This is a genomic window from Mesorhizobium sp. M0019 (genome assembly GCF_040323975.1).
Lineage (GTDB): Bacteria > Pseudomonadota > Alphaproteobacteria > Rhizobiales > Rhizobiaceae > Mesorhizobium.
Genome location: NZ_JAMYVK010000025.1, coordinates 15,841 through 33,250 on the forward strand (window position 1 = coordinate 15,841; position 17,410 = coordinate 33,250).

Consider the following 17,410-nt stretch of genomic DNA (forward strand, 5'->3'; position numbering starts at 1 on the left):
TCGCCCATCACCGATCCTACTCGACTGGCGGCTTGCGGTCGAAATTCAGCGGCCGCGCATTCCAGCGGGTGACCGTGCTGATCACCCATCGGCAGAACGGCCTCGGCAGCATCCTGAGCAGCTTCAGCGTCCAACTCAGGCGGCGTGGGAAAGTGACTTCGAAGCCGCCGTATTCGATGCCTTGCGCGATGCGGCGCGAGGCCAGATTGACCGGCATCAAGCCCGGCATCGGCAGGAAGTTCTTTTCGGTCAGCCGCGTGTCGACAAAGCCCGGATTAATCACCTGGATGCGGACGTTCATCTTGTCGAAATCGTATTTCAGCGACTCGGCCAGGATATTGACCGCCGCCTTGGTGCCGCCATAGGCGGCGGTGGTGGGCCAGCCGAAATAGGCGGTAACCGAACCGATCAGCACGACATGGCCGCGCGAGCGCACGCGCATGCGTTCGATGACTGGCAGCAGGCCGTTGATGATGCCGAAATAATTGACTTCGAAAGACCGACGGAAATTGCGCGCCACAAGATCCTCGCCCGGCGTTGCGATATAGCTTCCAGCGTTGAACACTGCCAACACGATCGGACCGAGATCTTTCTCGATCGCTGCAACCGTCTTCGCCATGCGTTTTTCGTCGGTCACGTCGCAAGGATAGGCTGCGACACGGCCCGCCATCTGCGCCGTTTCGACGATGAGCGTATCGATCGGATGGTCATCTGGCGCAGTCACCGCGACGACATAGCCCCGAGCGGCAAGATCCTTGGCCAGCGAACGGCCGATACCGCTGCTGCCGCCCGTAATCCAGGCGACGCCATGCTTCGGATTGGCCCGATAGAGTGTCATGTTGCGCCCCGCCGGCTCTTCTTAGCCTGTGCTCTACCGGTGAAGAAATCGAATGAAAAGAGTGCTTTTCGGTACATGGTTGAAATGAATACCGGTCGGGCGCTCCTGGCTGCAGGAATTGCAGTGTGCGAAATGCGACTGGACCAGGCAAATTCTTGCCTTGAAACCGAAGCTTCGGGTTTCTAGGGTTTCGCCGCACCCACAAAGGAATCTCCATGCCCCGTTCTGTGATCGACGTGATCGGCAACACGCCCCTGATCCGCCTCAACAAGGCCTCGGAAGCAACCGGCTGCGAGATCCTGGGCAAGGCCGAATTCATGAATCCCGGGCAGTCGGTAAAGGACCGCGCCGGCCTGTTTATCATCCGCGATGCGGAGCAGCGCAGGCTGCTGCGGCCCGGCGGCGTCATCGTCGAGGGGACGGCCGGAAATACCGGCATCGGATTGACACTGGTTGCCAAGGCGCTCGGCTACCGCACGGTGATCGTCATTCCCGACACCCAGAGCCAGGAGAAGAAGGATACAATCAAACTGCTCGGCGCCGAGCTGATCGAAGTGCCCGCCGTGCCTTACAAGAACCCGAACAATTACGTGAAGCTGTCGGGCCGACTGGCCGAGCAGATGGCGAAGAGCGAGCCGAACGGCGCGATCTGGGCCAACCAGTTCGACAATGTCGCCAACCGTGACGGCCATATCCGCACCACGGCCGAAGAAATCTGGAACCAGACCGACGGCAAGGTGGATGGTTTCGTGTCGGCGGTCGGTTCCGGCGGCACTCTGGCAGGCGTCGGTTTCGGGCTGAAGGCCAAAAACAACCAGGTCAAGATCGCGCTGGCCGATCCGCTGGGGGCAGCGCTCTATTCCTTCTACACCAGCGGCGAGCTGAAATCCGAGGGCAGTTCGATCACCGAAGGCATCGGGCAGGGGCGGATCACCGCCAACCTCCAAGGCTTTACACCCGATTTTGCCTTCCAGATCCCCGACGAGGACGCGCTGCCGATCGTATTCGACCTGATCCAGGAGGAGGGGCTTTGCGTTGGCGGTTCGACGGGCATCAACATTGCCGGCGCCATTCGCCTGGCGCGCGAGCTAGGCCCCGGCCACACCATCGTGACCATGCTTTGCGACTACGGCACGCGCTACCAGTCGAAGCTGTTCAATCCTGAATTCCTGCGCGAAAAGAAGCTGCCGGTGCCGGGGTGGATGGAGCAACAGAGCACGATTTCGGTACCGTTCGAAAGGGTTGCGTGATGGCGCACAAGACCGAAGCGCTGTTTCGTGACGACGCCTATCTGGGGACGGCCGACGCCACCGTCGTCGCAGTCAATGATCGCGGCGGCATCATTCTGGACCGGACGGTGTTTTACGCCACATCGGGCGGGCAGCCGGGCGACACCGGCAGCCTCGAACGCGCCGACGGCACCGGCATAGCGATTGCCGCTACGATCACCGGCGAAACCAAGGACGAGATCATCCATGTGCCGGCGCCGGAGCAGGCAGTTCCAAAGGTGGGCGAGCGCATGAGGCTCGCCATCGACTGGCCGCGGCGGCAGTTGCTGATGCGCATGCATTCTGCCTGCCACCTGCTTACCGTCGTCTGTCCGTTCCCGATCACCGGCGCCGCGGTTTCCGAGGAAGACAGCCGTATCGATTTCGACATCCCGGACGCCGGCTTTACCAAGGAAGACGTGACGGCCAGACTGATGGAGCTGGTGCGAGCCGACCACCCGATCTTCACCCGGTTCATTTCCGACGAGGAACTGGCATCCAATCCGGGCTTGGTGAAATCCAAGAATGTGCGGCCCCCGGCCGGCACGGGAAGGATCCGATTGGTCTGCATCGGCGAGAACGCTTCGATCGACAGCCAGCCTTGCGGCGGCACCCATGTAAAGAGCACCAGCGAAATCGGCGAGATCCATATCGGCAAGATCGAGAAGAAGGGCCGCGAGAACCGGCGCTTCCGCATTCGCTTTGGTCCTATGCCGCCAGCCTGATATAGGACTGCGACGGGCGGGACAGGAGAGAAAAGATGGCCGACGACAGTCCTTTCACCATCGATGCCGATTGGTTACAGAAGCGGCTCGGCGAACCCGGCCTGACGATTGTCGACGCGTCCTGGTATCTGCCGGCGCAAAAGCGTGACGCGCGCGCCGAGTACGACGTAGCGCATATTCCAGGCGCCCGCTTCCTCGACCAGGATGCGGTTTCGGACCCCGACGCGGCTCTGCCGCACACGCTGCCGTCGCCGCAGCATTTCGCGCAATATGTCGGCGCGATGGGTATTTCGGCCGATGACACGATTGTTGTCTATGACGGGCCAGGGTTCTTTTCTGCACCGCGCGCCTGGTGGTTGTTTCGCGTCATGGGCGTGTTCCAGGTCTATATACTCGACGGCGGCTTCGATCGTTGGAAAGCCGCCGGACGGCCGATGACTGCGGAGCCGACGAAGATCGCGCCTTGCGTGTTTTATGCCAACTTCGATGCCGCCCGCGTCGCCAGCCTTGCCGACATGCGCCGGATCGTCGAGACGGGGGAGAGCCAGATCGCCGACGCGCGCTCGCCTGGCCGTTTTGCCGGCACCGAGCCGGAGCCGCGCCCCGGCATCCGCTCCGGCCATATGCCGGGCGCGCACAACGTGCCGTTTTCGGCGCTTTCGGAAAACGGCGAATTGTTGCCGAAGGACAGGCTGCGCAAAGTGATCGACGGAGCCGGCATCGACCTGTCGAAGCCGGTCGTCACCTCCTGCGGGTCGGGCGTCACCGCGGCAGCCGTCACGCTAGCTTTGGAGACGCTTGGCCATGCCGACAACAGGCTTTATGACGGTTCATGGACCGAATGGGGCGGGCTTTCCGACACGCCTGTCGTGACGGGCAAGGACTGACGGTGATGGAAGACGGATCGCTGGAAGACATCGATGTCACCGTGACGTTTCTCGAAATGCATGTGCCGCCTGCCTATTCGCCGCCGCTGCCGTACAACCGCCAGATCGCGCTGCTCAAGACCAAAGACATTCCCCTGCATTTCTACCGCTATTTGATGGATCGGGTCGGCCGCAAATGGCACTGGGTCAATGTTTTGAGGCTGAGCGACGAGGAGCTTGCGGCGGGCATCCACCGCGAGGACCGCGACATCAGGGTGCTTTATCTGGATGGTGCGCCGGCCGGCTTCTTCGACCTCAAGCCGCATTTGCCGGAGGAAGTGGAACTCGCTTATTTCGGAATGATGGAGCACGCGACCGGGCAAGGCATCGGCCGCTGGTTCCTCGGTGCGGCAATCGCCGCAGCCTGGTCGCACGGGCCAAAGCGGGTGACGGTGCAGACCTGCACCCTCGATCACCCAGCAGCACTGCCGCTCTATCAAAAACTCGGCTTTACGCCAGTGGCGCAAAAAAAGGAGGTCGTACATCCGATGTCTTTTGCCGAGCGCGCGGCCAGCGTCATGCGGCCCTGATTTTCAGGCCCGTTCATCCGAGCTTCAGCTTGTCTTTGCAATGTCCCAGAGTCTCTGGATCAACACTCAAAGGCGAGCCCGACTTGAATGAGCTTGGCTCTTTCCATATCGCTATCGTCTAAAAACCGATGGGTGATGGAGGATCGCACGATGGCAATACGCGTGGTAATGGCCGGCGCGACCGGCTGGGTCGGCAAAGCGCTGGTTCCGGCGATCGGGGCGCAAGGCGACATGGCGCTGGCCGGGGCTGTATCACGCAGCGGCGCGGGGCAGGATTCCGGTCTGCTGGTTGGTATGCCGGCTAATGGTATTGCCGTTTCGGCCTCGCTGGCCGAGGCGCTGGAGGCGCCGTCGGACGTGCTGGTCGACTTCACCAAGCCGCATGTCGTGAAAGACCATGTGCTGCTCGCCATCGACAACGGGCGGCACACGGTGATCGGCACGTCGGGACTGGGAGCTGCCGACTATGCCGAGATCGACGCCGCGGCGCGCGCCAATGGCGTCGGCGTTGTTGCCGCTGGCAACTTTTCCATCACCGCCACGCTGATGAAGCGGTTTGCACTTATGGCGGCAAAATACGTGCCGGACGTCGAGGTCATCGATTATGCTAGTGCAAAGAAGCCCGACGCGCCCTCCGGAACCGCACGAGAGCTTGCTGAAGCGCTGGCCGACATCCGCAAGGCCTCAACGGCAAAGCCGGTCTCCGAGGTCTCCGGCGTGCCGGCCACACGCGGTGGTGGGGTCGGCGCAGGCGAGGGGGTGCAAGTGCACGCGCTTCGCCTGCCGTCCTACATCCTGTCCTGCGAGGCGCTGTTCGGTCTGCCAGACGAGCGGCTGACCATACGCCACGACGCCGGCTCGTCCGCGGCGCCTTACGTGGCGGGCACGCTGCTCGCCATCAGACGGGTACAGCAGATCAAAGGTCTGGTTCGTGGTCTCGACGCGCTGATGGATTGATCCATTTCGGCAGGAATCGGGTGGGAAGCTCTGCCTTGCGAGCATAATTTCCGGTCGACGACACCGGAGATTTTGCCATGACGCTAAAATTCAAAGCCTTGCCAACCAATGCTGTCCGGGCACTTCAGCGCGGCGGGCCGGATGCTTATGGCTTGAAGCCAGAGCGGCAACTTTCGGATGGCGACGGCGTGCCTTGCCGTCATTGCTTGAAAAATATTGCTGTGGGAGAAGCCTATCTTGTTTTGGCCTATCGGCCTTTTCCGGAGCTGCAGCCTTATGCCGAAACGGGGCCGATCTTTCTGCATGCGAAAGAATGCGAACGCGCCGCCGAGGGGAAAATGCTTCCCGAAATGCTCGAAAGCAGCGATTACATTGTGCGCGGTTATGGCAAGGACGACCGCATCGTTTACGGCAGCGGCGGCGTCATTCCGACCGACGCAATTGCCGCACGGGCAGAGACGTTGTTCGAACGCGACGACATCGCTTACGTCCACATCCGCTCGGCGCGCAACAATTGCTATCAATGCCGGATCGACCGCGCGTAACCGGACAGGCTGCACCGGCTTGGGGCTGTCGTACTCCCGTCGCATACAAGCGGTAGAAACACACTGTCGATCGATTTGCCGACCGCGGATGAACCGGCGGGAATTTTCGACAACCGAGGAAGCGGGGCTTTGGCTCCGCTTTTTTGTTGTCCGGTTATTCCGCGCGCCCGACACTTTTCAGTTTTTCGACATAAGAAAAAACCCGTCGGACGAATCCGACGGGCACTGGAGAGGCAGATTCGGACAGCTCAGGCGGCGAGAACGGCCTTCGGCTCGACCAGGTCGTAACCGAGCGCTTCGGCCACTGCGCGATTCGTGATCTTGCCCTTGTGGACGTTCAGCCCGTTGCGCAGATGGTGGTCGTCTACCAGCGCCTTGAGGCCCTTGTCGGCGAGCTGCAGGCCATAATGCAGCGTCGCATTATTGAGCGCGTGGGCCGAGGTGACCGGCACCGCACCCGGCATGTTGGCGACGCAATAGTGGATGACGCCATCGACCTCATAGGTCGGCTCGGCATGGGTGGTGGCGTGCGAGGTCTCGAAGCAGCCGCCCTGGTCGATGGCGACGTCGACCAGCACGGCGCCTTTCTTCATGCCCGACAGCATTTCGCGCGTCACCAGCTTCGGCGCTGCTGCCCCCGGGATCAGCACGGCGCCGACGACGATGTCAGCCGAAAAACATTCTTCCTCCAGCGCCTCGACGGTCGAGTAGCGGGTGTGGACGCGGCCGCCAAAGATGTCGTCGAGCTGACGCAGGCGCGGGATCGAGCGGTCAATGATGGTGACGTCGGCGCCAAGGCCGGCGGCCATCCGTGCAGCATGCAGGCCGACGACGCCGCCGCCGAGCACAGTGACCTTGCCGGGGAGCACGCCGGGCACGCCGCCAAGTAGCACGCCGCGGCCACCATTGGCCTTTTGCAGCGCCGTTGCGCCCGCCTGGATCGACAGGCGGCCGGCGACTTCCGACATCGGTGCTAGCAGCGGCAGACCGCCGCGCTCGTCGGTGACCGTCTCGTAGGCTATCGCGGTCACGCCGGAGGCCAGCAGGCCCTTGGTCTGCTCCGGATCCGGGGCAAGATGCAGATAGGTATAGAGGATCTGGCCGTCGCGGAGCTGAACCCATTCGTTGGGCTGCGGCTCCTTGACCTTCACGATCATGTCAGACTTGGCAAAAACGTCGGCGGCCGTTTTGGCAATCGTGGCGCCGGCGGCGCGATACGCGTTGTCATCGGCGCCGATGCCGGCGCCGGCGCCGGTCTCGATCAGCACTTCATGGCCATGCGCGACATATTCACGGACCGAACCCGGTGTCAGGCCGACGCGGTATTCATGGTTCTTGATTTCCCGGGGGCAACCGACGCGCATCTTTTTTCTCCTGATCCGGCCCTTTGGGGCTCGTTCCCTATCTAGAGATAGTGAACCACGAATCGTTCGGTAAGTGTTTGCGAATGCGCTTGCCAGAGAGGCCACTGTTCGATAATCGTTGCGCAAAACATTAGAATTATCGCAGGAACCCGCAAAAATGCCGCTCGACAGGATTGATATCGCCATTCTCGAGACGCTGCAGAAAGACGGGCGGATACCCAACGCAGCGCTCGCCGAGAAGGTTGGCCTGTCGCAGTCGGCCTGTTCGCGGCGGCTGGACAATCTGGAGAAATCCGGAACCATCCGCGGCTATCACGCACGGCTGTCCAACGCTGCACTTGGGCACCAGATGACGGCGATCGTGCATATATCGCTGTCCGGGCAATTCGAGAAGACGTTGTCGGATTTCGAGGCAGCGATAAAGCGCTGCCCGAACGTCCTGTCCTGCCATTTGATGTCGGGCGAATATGACTACATCCTGCGCATCGCGGCAAAGGATCTCGTCGACTACGAACGCATCCACAAGGAGTGGCTGTCGGCAATGCCGCATGTGACGAAGATCAATTCGTCTTTTGCCTTGCGCGAAATCGTCGATCGCACGGCCGTGGGAATGAAGCCTGAACTCGCCTAGGCCCCGAACTCGCCTAGGTGTTGACTGCCTCGGTCACCACACGGTCCATCCGAATGTCGTGCGGCTGCGGGTAGATGGTGACGATGCGCTGCAGTTCGTAGCCGACGCCGATGACCAGCGGTTTGAAGGGCATCGCGGCAAGCGTGCGATCGAAGAAGCCGCCGCCATAACCCAGGCGAAACTGCCCGGGATCGATGCCGACGATCGGCGAAATGACGATGTCGGGCAACACCGGATCACCCTCGGCCGGTATCGGGATATTCCAGACGCCCTTCTCCAGCCGGTCTCCGTGGGCATAGGCGCGAAAGACAAGCGGCCGGTCTTTCTCGACGACGACGGGCATCGCCGTGCGCCCGCCCCGCGCGTTAACGGTTTCCATCCACGGGCGCAGGTCCGGCTCGCCGCGAAACGGCCAATAGAGGCTGACCATGCGGCCGGCGATGTCGCCGATCACCGCGTCGAGCCCTTCGGCAATGCGCTGCGACATGGCTGTGCGCGTGTCGGCCGAAACGGCAAGGCGGGATACGATCAACCGCTCGCGCTCGGCCTTGCGCCAGCGCCTTACGTCGGTCCAGTCGGATAGCGGCGCTTGGAACTCCGGATCGAGCTCGTGCATAAAACAAGGCGGCGAGGCGTACTGCGCTGGGTCTTCATCTTCATTCCTAGCCATGCTTCACCTGCAATGTACTATTCCAACCAAGTCGTATCTGGGACGTAAGCTATATCCGGGAATGAGTCTGCAGCATGCGTATTCACGACATCAAGAGACGAGTCCCAGGCAGTTGCAGCGCAGGCATTGCTGCACTGCACAACGATACTTACATCAGCCTTGGCGAGAGGGATGAGTGAGATGAACATAGCCAACCATCACGTCGTCGTCGTAGGCGCCGGTTTCGGCGGCCTCGAATTCACCCGCGCACTTGCCGGCGCGCCGGTGCGCATCACCATGATCGACAGGCGCAATCATCACCTTTTTCAGCCGCTGCTCTACCAGGTGGCGACGACGGCCCTGGCCACCTCCGAAGTGGCTTGGCCGATCCGCCATCTCCTGCGCAGGCGCAAGGACGTGACGACGCTGCTTGCCACCGTGACTGGCATCGACCGCACCGGCAAGCGGGTGCTGCTGCAGGACGGCGGCACGGTCGCCTACGACACGCTGGTGCTGGCCACCGGTGCGCGGCACGCCTATTTCGGCCATGACGAATGGGAGCCGTTCGCGCCGGGCCTGAAGACACTGGAGGACGCCACCACCATTCGACGGCGTATTCTTTTGGCTTTCGAGCAGGCCGAGCGGGAAACCGATCCCGCCAAGCGCCAGGCACTGCTGACGCTGGCGATCGTCGGCGGCGGGCCGACCGGCGTGGAATTGGCCGGCACCATTGCCGAACTGGCGCATGACACGCTGCGCGGCGAGTTCCGCAACATCGACACGCGGCAGACGCGTGTGGTGCTGATTGAGGCCGGCGACCGCGTTCTTGCCAATTTCGCGCCGGAACTCTCCGATTATGCAATGAAGGCGCTCGAACGGCTCGGCGTGACCGTCGAACTCGGCCGGGCGGTTACGCGCTGCGATGCCGAGGGTGTCGTCTTCGGCGACAGGCATTTGCCGGCCAGGACAATCCTGTGGGCGGCGGGCGTCGCCGCTTCGCCGGCCGCCGAATGGCTCGGCGCGGCAGCGGACCGCGCGGGCAGGGTGCTGGTCGAGCCCGACCTCACTGTACCGGGAAACCCGGAGATTTTCGTCATCGGTGACGTAGCGCACGTCCTGCGACCGGATGGCCGGCTGGTGCCGGGCGTCGCGCCCGCCGCCAAGCAGCAGGGACGGCACGTCGCCACGGCGATCAAGGCAAGGCTTGCCGGTGACGCGACACCGCGTCCTTTCAGCTACAGGCATGACGGCGATTTGGCGACGATCGGCAAGCGCGCGGCGGCCATCGATTTCGGCTGGATCAAGCTTACCGGCCGGCTTGCCTGGTGGCTATGGGGCTTGGCGCATATTTACTTCCTGATCGGCTTTCGTAACCGGCTTGCGGTTTCCCTGAGTTGGCTATGGATCTACTTCACCGGTCAGCGCAGCGCGCGGCTGATCACCCAGGGCGACGACGATAAGGGCTGATTGTTCGCTGCCGGACATTCATCGGCGCGTCACCTCCTCTTGATGGAATCGGCTTCTGGACTCGGCTGGATTTCGGCGCGAAGCTTTGCTTCGGGCAGGACTTGTCACGTCGTGGAAGGAAGAGAGAACGAATGTCCCAATTGCGCCACCTCGTCTCACGCCGCGATTTCCTCGCCGGCGTTGCCGCCAGCGGAGCGCTGATCATGCTGCACCCGTTCTCCGCCCGGGCTCAAGCCAATCAGGCGCATCTGAGGATTATGGAGACGACCGACATCCACGTGAATGTGCTGCCTTACGACTATTACGCCGACAAAGCTAACGACACGATGGGGCTATCGCGAACGGCATCGTTGATTGAAGCCGTGCGCAAGGAAGCAACCAACGCGATGCTGATCGATAATGGCGACCTTCTGCAAGGCAACCCGATGGGCGACTACATCGCCTACGAGAGGGGGATGAAGGATGGCGATCTGCATCCGGTCATGAAGGGCATGAACCTGCTCGGCTTCGAATGCTCGACGCTCGGCAACCACGAGTTCAACTATGGCCTGTCGTTCATGGACAAGGTGCTGGCCGGTGCCAATTTCCCGTTTGTCTGCGCGAACCTGATCCGCGGCACGGAGCTCGCCGCGAACCCGCGCGACGACAAGCTTTATCTCAAGCCTTACGTCATCCTCGAAAGGAACATCAAAGACGGGTCGGGCACCGAGCAACCGATCAGGATCGGCATCATCGGCTTCGTGCCGCCGCAGATCATGGTCTGGGACCTGAAAAATCTCGAGGGCAGCGTCAAGACGCGCGACATCGTCGAGGCGGCCAAGGCGTGGGTGCCGCAAATGAAGGAAGAAGGCGCCGACATCGTCATTGCGCTCTCCCATTCCGGCATCGACGTGAAGCAAAGCGACATGATGGAGAACGCCTCCTTCTTCGTTGCCGGTGTCGAAGGTATCGATGCGGTGTTCACCGGCCACCAGCATCTGGTCTTCCCCGGCAAGAAGGACTTTCAGTCGCTGGAAGCCGTCGATACGGCGAAAGGCACGTTGCAAGGCAAGCCCGCCGTCATGGCCGGCTTCTGGGGCTCGCACATGGGGCTGATCGATCTGTTGCTGGAGCGCGACGGATCGACGTGGAAAATCGTTTCGACGACCTCTGAGGCCAGGCCGATCTTTGAGCGGGTCGACAAGACGAACAAGCCGACCGTCGCGGACGACCAGCGCATCGTCGACGCGCTCAAACAGGACCACGAGGCGACGCTTGCCTATGTGCGCCGGCCGGTCGGCAAAACCTCGGCGCCGCTCTATTCCTATTTTGCGCTGGTCGCCGACGATCCATCGGTGCAGATCGTCAGCCAGGCGCAGACCTGGTACTTGAAGGACATCCTGAAGAACACAGAGTGGAAGGATATGCCGCTGTTGTCGGCGGCGGCACCGTTCAAGGCGGGCGGGCGCAACGGCGCCGACTATTACACCGACGTACCGGTGGGCGATATCGCCATCAAGAACGTCGCCGACCTCTACCTCTATCCAAACACGGTGCGCGCCGTCGAAATCACCGGGGCAGAGGTGAAGGAATGGCTGGAAATGTCGGCCGGCATCTTCAACCGGATCGAGCCCGGCAAAGCCGACCAGGCGCTCATCAACACCGACTTCCCGTCTTATAATTTCGACGTGATCGACGGCGTTACCTACCGGATCGATCTGTCGCAGCCATCGAAATATGATTCGAAGGGCGGGCTGGTGAATGCTGGCTCGACCCGCATCATTGACTTGATGTTCGACGGCAAACCAATTGGTCCCAAGCGGAAATTCGTCGTCGCCACCAACAACTACCGAGCCGGCGGCGGGGGCAATTTCCCGGAGATCAATGCCTCGAAGATCATCTACGAAGCGCCCGACACCAACCGCGACGTGATCGTGCGCTATATCGTCAGCAAAGGCACCATCAACCCGTCGGCGGACGCCAACTGGTCGTTTGCGCCACTACCGGGAACCAGCGTCGTATTCGAGACCGGCGCCAAGGCGAAGGAGTTTATTGCGCAAGTGAAGTCGCTGAAGATCGAGCCGGCGGGCGAGGGCGAAGCGGGCTTTGCAAAATACCGCATCACGCTTTGAGGCAAGGATTTGAGCGTCGGCTCGAAACTGTCTCAGCGTTAAGATACTGTCCCGATACGGCCAATCCGTTTGAGACAGGGGCCCTCTTCAAGCAGGTGGTGCGAAACGCCGCTTGACGGCGGCATGACCAGATCCAGCGCGTCCGTCGAAATCCCACCGGAATAATCGTGTGGCAGTTGGTCGATCGAGGCGGGAAGCGGTCGTCGAAGCCGAGCGGGGTTATCTTTCCAAGGCGCCCTGCAGCGGTAGCGCCATTCTGGCCAGCAAGCATCGCAGCGGACAGACCAAAGGCCGTTAAAATTCGGGGAGGGTCCCAGCAGGGCCGGAATCACTATGGTTGCAAGCATCCATATGCGCTAGTTTTAGCCATGCGTTATGTCATCATCATCACGACCGTCACCTTTTTCCTGATCTGGGACGGCATTTACAACCAAGGCCGCTACCTCGACAGGATCATCAGGGAGGTGACCCGCGTCGTGCACTATGTAACCAGCATGGTGTAGTTTCTCTTTTTCGCCACGGTTCGCCGACGCGACATCCTGCCGATTGACGGCACGCTCCCGCTGACACAAAAGAACGCCGGTCCAACGGTCCAGGAGGCTGGGTTGATCCGGCATATCGTTTTCTTCAGCGCACGGCGTAAAGTGGACGTCGAGGCAGTGCGTACGGGTCTGCTGGCGCTCGGCAAGATACCCCACTCGCGCCATTTCGAGGTGATGCTCAACACCAAGGTCGACCCGCTCTCGGATGAAATCGATGTGGTCGTCTATGCCGAGTTCGAGGACGAAGCGGCGCTCGCCGCCTACAAGGCGCATCCGCTCTATGCAGAGACGACCAGCCGGGTCAAACCTCTGCGCGAATTGCGTTATTCGGCCGACATCGTTGCAAGTTGACGACCCGCCGTCCCCTACGCGCTGATGTGGTCTTTCCGCTGAGGCGTCGGCCAAGCCCTTGAACCATTTTCAGGAATGAGGCACATCGCGCGGGACATGACAGAGAACACCCCCGCAAGCCCTCATCCGCTCGATCACTTGGTGCTGCCGACAGCGAGCCTCGATGTTGCGCGGGCGCGCTTGACCTTGCTCGGCTTTACCGTTGCGCCGACAGGTATCCACCCTTTCGGAACCGAAAACTGCTGTGTCTTCCTCACCGACGGCACCTATCTCGAGCCGCTCGCGGTCGCTGACCGGCAGGCCGCGGCAACGGCGATCGCGAACCGCAATGTCTTTGTCGTGCGTGATCGCACGTATCGCGAAGAAAACGGCGATGAAGGATTTTCTGCCGTGGCGCTGGGCACCGAAAGCGCCGCCGCGGACCACGCGCGCTTCATCGAAGCCGGCCTGTCGGCGGGAGACATGCTCAGCTTTTCGCGCGCCTTCGCTGATGCGACGGGAAAAAGCGACACCGCATCGTTCAAACTGGCCTTTGCGGCTACAGGCAAGGCAACGGACGCTTTTCTCTTCGCCTGCGAGCGGATCAATGCGCCGAACGTCGACCGCACTGCGTTGCAGGCCCACGCTAATGGCGCAACCGGCATTGTCGAAATCGTGGCAGTCAGTGGCGAACCCTTCGAACAACGCAATGTGATTTCGATCGCGGCTGGGATCAAGGCGCAGGGCGGCGGCACTGTCTATGAGCTGCCGAATGCCGTCGTGACCGTTCTGGATCCTGCAGCCTATTCGGCACGTTTCGGCATTCCTGCCGGCGCGCCATCTGAACTCCGCTTTGCTGGGATCGTCTTTTCGGTTAGGCACGGCGACACCGTCGCAAAGCTGCTTGCAGCCAATTCCGTCGAACACGACATACGCGGCGGTGATATCATCGTGCCGCCGGCGCCAGGGCAGGGCGCAGCCTTCATTTTCCTGGAGATCGCATGAACAAGCTCAATCCTCTGATGCCAAATTCTTCCGTTGCGATCGGCAAGGTCATTTTCGGCAACAGCGCGCCCCTATCGCTGATCGCCGGTCCATGCCAGCTGGAATCGCGGCAGCACGCTTTCGACATGGCCGGTGCACTGAAGGAATTGACGGAACGGCTCGGAATCGGGCTCGTCTACAAGACCAGCTACGACAAGGCCAATCGCACCTCGCTCGGCGGCACGCGCGGTGCGGGACTTGAAGCGGCAATGCCGATCTTCGACGATTTGCACAACAATTTTTCGCTGCCGATCCTGACCGACGTCCACACTGAGGAACAATGCGCGATCGTCGCGCCGCATGTCGACATTCTGCAGATTCCTGCCTTCCTCAGCCGGCAGACCGATTTGCTGATTGCTGCGGCAAGAACCGGCAAGGTGGTCAATGTAAAGAAGGGCCAATTCCTCGCCCCGTGGGACATGAAGAACGTCATCGCCAAGATCACCGGCTCCGGCAACGCCAATGTCTTGGTGACCGAGCGCGGCGCATCCTTTGGTTACAACACCCTGGTGTCCGACATGCGGGCGCTGCCGATCATGGCCGAGATCGGCGCGCCGGTGATTTTCGATGCCACCCATTCCGTGCAGCAGCCGGGTGGGCAGGGCGGTTCGTCTGGAGGCGACCGGCGCTTTGTCGAGACGCTGGCGCGCGCGGCCGTCGCGGTTGGCGTCGCCGGCGTCTTCATCGAGACGCACCAGGACCCCGACAACGCGCCTTCCGACGGTCCCAACATGGTGCCGCTAAAGGATCTTCCCGCATTGCTTGAACGGCTGATGGCGTTCGATCGCATTGCCAAAAGCGTGGGTTGAACCAGCAGTTGCGCCACAGCAGCGCGGCCAAGAAAACTTTGAAGAATTTCGAACCCGCCTGGAACCTTAGCCCGCGGCCCTCATTGTCAAAATCTAATGTCAACGACGACGAGGAGCACACCATGACGACCCAGACGGGACACACCGAAGCCATCGCCGCTTCGCGGGTTATCGGCACATCGGTCTACAATACGGAAGGCACTCATATCGGCGACATCGAGGACGTCATGCTCGACAAACTGTCGAACGGAATCATGTTTGCCGTGATCGGTTTCGGCGGATTTCTCGGCATCGGCGAGAAATACCACGCCATTCCGTGGGCGAGCCTTGACTATGATGAGAACAAGGGCGGCTATGTCGTGCCGTTCACCAAAGACCAGCTGATGGCCGCTCCTTCCTATTCGATCAACGAGCTGACCGGCGCCGACGGCGAGGCCGCGCGTGACGCCTCATACAACTACTACAAGGTCGAGCCTTACTGGCACTGACCTTACTGGCACTGACTAAGTCTCCTGGAATCAAAAAGGCCCCCAGGAAATCGGGGGCCTTTCGATGTGGCGGGATGCTACTGCGCAATCTGCAGGGCCGGCAAAGGCGACGATCCCTGCGGGGGTTGCTGATTGTCGCACGACGTCAGGAACGCAGCCGCGATCAGGAACAAACTCACAATACCGCTCAACTGGGACATGGCGAAACTCCTCCTGTTTCGCCCCGCGCGACAACAGCCATAAACCAGAAACCGGCATGCCGCGTATGACAAATGATGACAGCGCTTCGTGCTTCGTGAATCCGTAGCGCACGGGCAATATTTGCAAGTGCCCCGATTGCGTTTTGCGGCGCTTTGGCTAAGAGGTGCGCGACGCTTCAATCGATCAATCGGGGACATCGCAATGACGGCCATCATCGACATTGTCGGGCGTGAAATCCTGGACAGCCGCGGAAATCCGACCGTCGAGGTCGACGTCGTGCTTGAAGACGGCTCGATGGGTCGCGCCGCGGTGCCGTCCGGTGCCTCTACCGGCGCGCATGAGGCGGTCGAACTGCGCGATGGCGGCCCCCGCTATCTCGGCAAAGGCGTGCTCACGGCGGTCGAGGCGGTGAACGGCGAGCTGTTCGAGGCGATCGGCGGCATGGAGGCAGAGAATCAGATCCATATCGACCAGACCATGATCGAGCTCGATGGTACGCCCAACAAGAGCCGGCTCGGCGCCAATGCCATCCTCGGCGTGTCGCTGGCTGTGGCCAAGGCCGCGGCCGAAGCGGCCGACCTGCCGCTCTATCGTTATGTCGGCGGCACCAAGGCCCATGTGCTGCCGGTGCCTATGATGAACATCATCAATGGCGGCGCGCATGCCGACAACCCGATCGATTTCCAGGAATTCATGATCCTGCCGATCGGCGCGCCGACGCTACGCGACGGCGTGCGCTGGGGCTCGGAGATCTTTCATACGCTGCGAAAGAAGCTGAAGGACGCCGGCCATAACACCAATGTCGGCGACGAGGGCGGCTTTGCCCCCAACCTGAAGAGCGCGCCGGCCGCGCTCGACTTCATCATGGAATCGATCGAGCAGGCTGGCTTCAAGCCCGGCGAGGAGGTTGCGCTAGGCCTCGACTGCGCGGCGACCGAATTCTTCAAGGATGGCAACTACGTCTATGAAGGCGAGAGGAAAACCCGCGACCCGAAGGCGCAGGCCAAATATCTAGCCAAACTCGCTGCCGACTACCCGATCATCACAATTGAGGACGGCCTGGCCGAGGATGACTGGGACGGTTGGAAAATACTGACTGATCTCATCGGCAAGCAAACGCAGCTGGTTGGCGACGATCTGTTCGTCACCAACACGGCGCGGCTGCGCGACGGCATCCGCATGGGTGTCGCCAATTCGATCCTGGTCAAGGTCAACCAGATCGGCTCGCTTACCGAAACGCTCGACGCCGTCGAGACCGCGCACAAGGCCGGCTATACCGCGGTGATGTCGCACCGCTCGGGCGAGACCGAGGATTCGACCATCGCCGACCTCGCCGTTGCCACCAATTGCGGGCAGATCAAGACGGGCTCGCTGTCGCGCTCGGATCGCATGGCCAAGTACAACCAGCTCATCCGCATTGAGGAGGAGCTCGGCAAGCAGGCGCGATATGCCGGCAAGTCGATCGTGAAAAGCTGATTTCGAGAGAAAATCCGTGGCGACGAGGGCGGGGACATTCCCGCCCTTTTTTGCTTCCAGGCTCTGAATCCAACAGGCTGTAACTGTCCATTAAGCACAATCGGGCGACAAAGGCGGCGTAGAGGATTCGGACCATGTGGACACGCCAGCACAAGCAAAGAAACACCGGCCGGCTGATCATCCCCTCGCTCTGCGTGGTGTTCCTGACTTATTTCGGTTTCCATGCCTATCATGGCGAGTTCGGCATCTATTCCAAGTATCAGCTCGAAGCTGAGACTGCCGAATTGCAGGGCAGGCTCGATGCCGTCAGGGCGCGCCGGATCGATCTCGAGCGCCGCGTTCAGCTGATGCATGAGGGCACGCTGGAGAAGGACATGCTGGACGAGCAGGCGCGCAAGGCGCTTAATCTGTCCCACGCCGACGAGATCACCATCATGCTGCCGGTCGCAAGATAACCTGATCTCAGTTAATCAGCGATATTTGCAATGATTTTAATTGCTTAGATGCAT

Annotated in this window: 20 protein-coding genes; 16 read left to right on the forward strand and 4 right to left on the reverse strand. The window is 61.2% G+C overall.

Going from position 1 to position 17,410, the window contains the following annotated elements:
* Window positions 1-16 precede the first annotated feature (16 nt).
* On the reverse strand, window positions 17-838 hold the full coding sequence (locus NKK47_RS18645; RefSeq protein WP_352457508.1) for an SDR family oxidoreductase: 822 nt from the start codon (window positions 836-838) through the stop codon (window positions 17-19).
* A 215-nt stretch (window positions 839-1,053) separates the two neighbouring features.
* Between NKK47_RS18645 and NKK47_RS18650 the strand changes: the two genes are divergently transcribed.
* The 6 genes from NKK47_RS18650 (at window position 1,054) to NKK47_RS18675 (ending at window position 5,789) form a co-directional block, all read left to right on the forward strand.
* A complete protein-coding gene (locus NKK47_RS18650) occupies window positions 1,054-2,088 on the forward strand; it encodes a cysteine synthase A (protein ID WP_352457507.1) in 1,035 nt (344 codons plus the stop codon).
* Window positions 2,088-2,831 carry an alanyl-tRNA editing protein gene (locus NKK47_RS18655; protein ID WP_352577840.1) on the forward strand — a complete coding sequence of 248 codons (744 nt, stop codon included), beginning with the start codon at window positions 2,088-2,090 and terminating at the stop codon, window positions 2,829-2,831. The genes NKK47_RS18650 and NKK47_RS18655 overlap by 1 nt, the downstream gene beginning before the upstream one ends.
* A gap of 35 nt (window positions 2,832-2,866) precedes the next feature.
* Window positions 2,867-3,718, forward strand: coding sequence for a 3-mercaptopyruvate sulfurtransferase (gene sseA, locus NKK47_RS18660; RefSeq protein WP_352577841.1), 852 nt, complete (start codon window positions 2,867-2,869; stop codon window positions 3,716-3,718).
* A gap of 5 nt (window positions 3,719-3,723) precedes the next feature.
* Window positions 3,724-4,287, forward strand: coding sequence for a GNAT family N-acetyltransferase (locus NKK47_RS18665; protein ID WP_352448953.1), 564 nt, complete (start codon window positions 3,724-3,726; stop codon window positions 4,285-4,287).
* 150 nt (window positions 4,288-4,437) lie between these two features.
* Entirely contained in the window at window positions 4,438-5,244 is an 807-nt protein-coding gene (gene dapB, locus NKK47_RS18670; RefSeq protein WP_352577842.1) for a 4-hydroxy-tetrahydrodipicolinate reductase, read from the forward strand.
* Window positions 5,245-5,321: 77 nt separating this feature from the next.
* Complete coding sequence (locus tag NKK47_RS18675; protein WP_023675101.1) at window positions 5,322-5,789, forward strand: DUF1203 domain-containing protein; 468 nt, start codon at window positions 5,322-5,324, stop codon at window positions 5,787-5,789.
* A 248-nt stretch (window positions 5,790-6,037) separates the two neighbouring features.
* Here the strand turns inward: NKK47_RS18675 and ald are convergent, their stop codons facing one another.
* Window positions 6,038-7,153 carry an alanine dehydrogenase gene (gene ald / locus NKK47_RS18680; protein ID WP_023675100.1) on the reverse strand — a complete coding sequence of 372 codons (1,116 nt, stop codon included), beginning with the start codon at window positions 7,151-7,153 and terminating at the stop codon, window positions 6,038-6,040.
* A gap of 157 nt (window positions 7,154-7,310) precedes the next feature.
* Between ald and NKK47_RS18685 the strand changes: the two genes are divergently transcribed.
* Window positions 7,311-7,784, forward strand: coding sequence for an Lrp/AsnC family transcriptional regulator (locus NKK47_RS18685; protein ID WP_023675099.1), 474 nt, complete (start codon window positions 7,311-7,313; stop codon window positions 7,782-7,784).
* Window positions 7,785-7,797: 13 nt separating this feature from the next.
* On the opposite strand, the gene NKK47_RS18690 is transcribed toward NKK47_RS18685, so the two are convergent.
* On the reverse strand, window positions 7,798-8,454 hold the full coding sequence (locus NKK47_RS18690) for a 5-formyltetrahydrofolate cyclo-ligase (RefSeq protein WP_352577843.1): 657 nt from the start codon (window positions 8,452-8,454) through the stop codon (window positions 7,798-7,800).
* 180 nt (window positions 8,455-8,634) lie between these two features.
* Here NKK47_RS18690 and NKK47_RS18695 point away from each other — a divergent pair, with 180 nt between their 5' ends.
* The 7 genes from NKK47_RS18695 to NKK47_RS18725 all read left to right on the forward strand — a co-directional run bounded on the left by NKK47_RS18695 (window position 8,635) and on the right by NKK47_RS18725 (window position 15,224).
* On the forward strand, window positions 8,635-9,900 hold the full coding sequence (locus NKK47_RS18695) for an NAD(P)/FAD-dependent oxidoreductase (protein ID WP_352457504.1): 1,266 nt from the start codon (window positions 8,635-8,637) through the stop codon (window positions 9,898-9,900).
* A gap of 131 nt (window positions 9,901-10,031) precedes the next feature.
* A complete protein-coding gene (locus NKK47_RS18700) occupies window positions 10,032-12,011 on the forward strand; it encodes a bifunctional 2',3'-cyclic-nucleotide 2'-phosphodiesterase/3'-nucleotidase (RefSeq protein WP_352577844.1) in 1,980 nt (659 codons plus the stop codon).
* Between the two features lie 368 nt (window positions 12,012-12,379).
* A complete protein-coding gene (locus NKK47_RS18705; RefSeq protein WP_352577845.1) occupies window positions 12,380-12,514 on the forward strand; it encodes a hypothetical protein in 135 nt (44 codons plus the stop codon).
* Between the two features lie 102 nt (window positions 12,515-12,616).
* Window positions 12,617-12,904, forward strand: coding sequence for a Dabb family protein (locus NKK47_RS18710; RefSeq protein WP_352577846.1), 288 nt, complete (start codon window positions 12,617-12,619; stop codon window positions 12,902-12,904).
* A 96-nt stretch (window positions 12,905-13,000) separates the two neighbouring features.
* The gene (locus NKK47_RS18715) at window positions 13,001-13,888 is read left to right on the forward strand and encodes a VOC family protein (RefSeq protein ID WP_352457501.1); all 888 of its coding nucleotides are present in this window, start codon (window positions 13,001-13,003) and stop codon (window positions 13,886-13,888) included.
* Window positions 13,885-14,736, forward strand: a complete 852-nt coding sequence (gene kdsA / locus NKK47_RS18720; protein WP_352457500.1) for a 3-deoxy-8-phosphooctulonate synthase — start codon at window positions 13,885-13,887, stop codon at window positions 14,734-14,736. Before NKK47_RS18715 ends, kdsA begins: the two co-directional genes overlap by 4 nt.
* A gap of 122 nt (window positions 14,737-14,858) precedes the next feature.
* Window positions 14,859-15,224, forward strand: a complete 366-nt coding sequence (locus tag NKK47_RS18725; RefSeq protein ID WP_023675091.1) for a PRC-barrel domain-containing protein — start codon at window positions 14,859-14,861, stop codon at window positions 15,222-15,224.
* A 77-nt stretch (window positions 15,225-15,301) separates the two neighbouring features.
* Here NKK47_RS18725 and NKK47_RS18730 read toward each other — a convergent pair whose 3' ends face one another.
* The gene (locus NKK47_RS18730) at window positions 15,302-15,424 is read right to left on the reverse strand and encodes a hypothetical protein (protein WP_084642452.1); all 123 of its coding nucleotides are present in this window, start codon (window positions 15,422-15,424) and stop codon (window positions 15,302-15,304) included.
* 202 nt (window positions 15,425-15,626) lie between these two features.
* On the opposite strand from NKK47_RS18730, the gene eno reads away from it, so the two are divergent.
* Entirely contained in the window at window positions 15,627-16,901 is a 1,275-nt protein-coding gene (eno, locus tag NKK47_RS18735) for a phosphopyruvate hydratase (protein WP_023675089.1), read from the forward strand.
* A 134-nt stretch (window positions 16,902-17,035) separates the two neighbouring features.
* Window positions 17,036-17,356 carry an FtsB family cell division protein gene (locus tag NKK47_RS18740; RefSeq protein ID WP_023675088.1) on the forward strand — a complete coding sequence of 107 codons (321 nt, stop codon included), beginning with the start codon at window positions 17,036-17,038 and terminating at the stop codon, window positions 17,354-17,356.
* The last annotated feature ends 54 nt before the right edge of the window (window positions 17,357-17,410 follow it).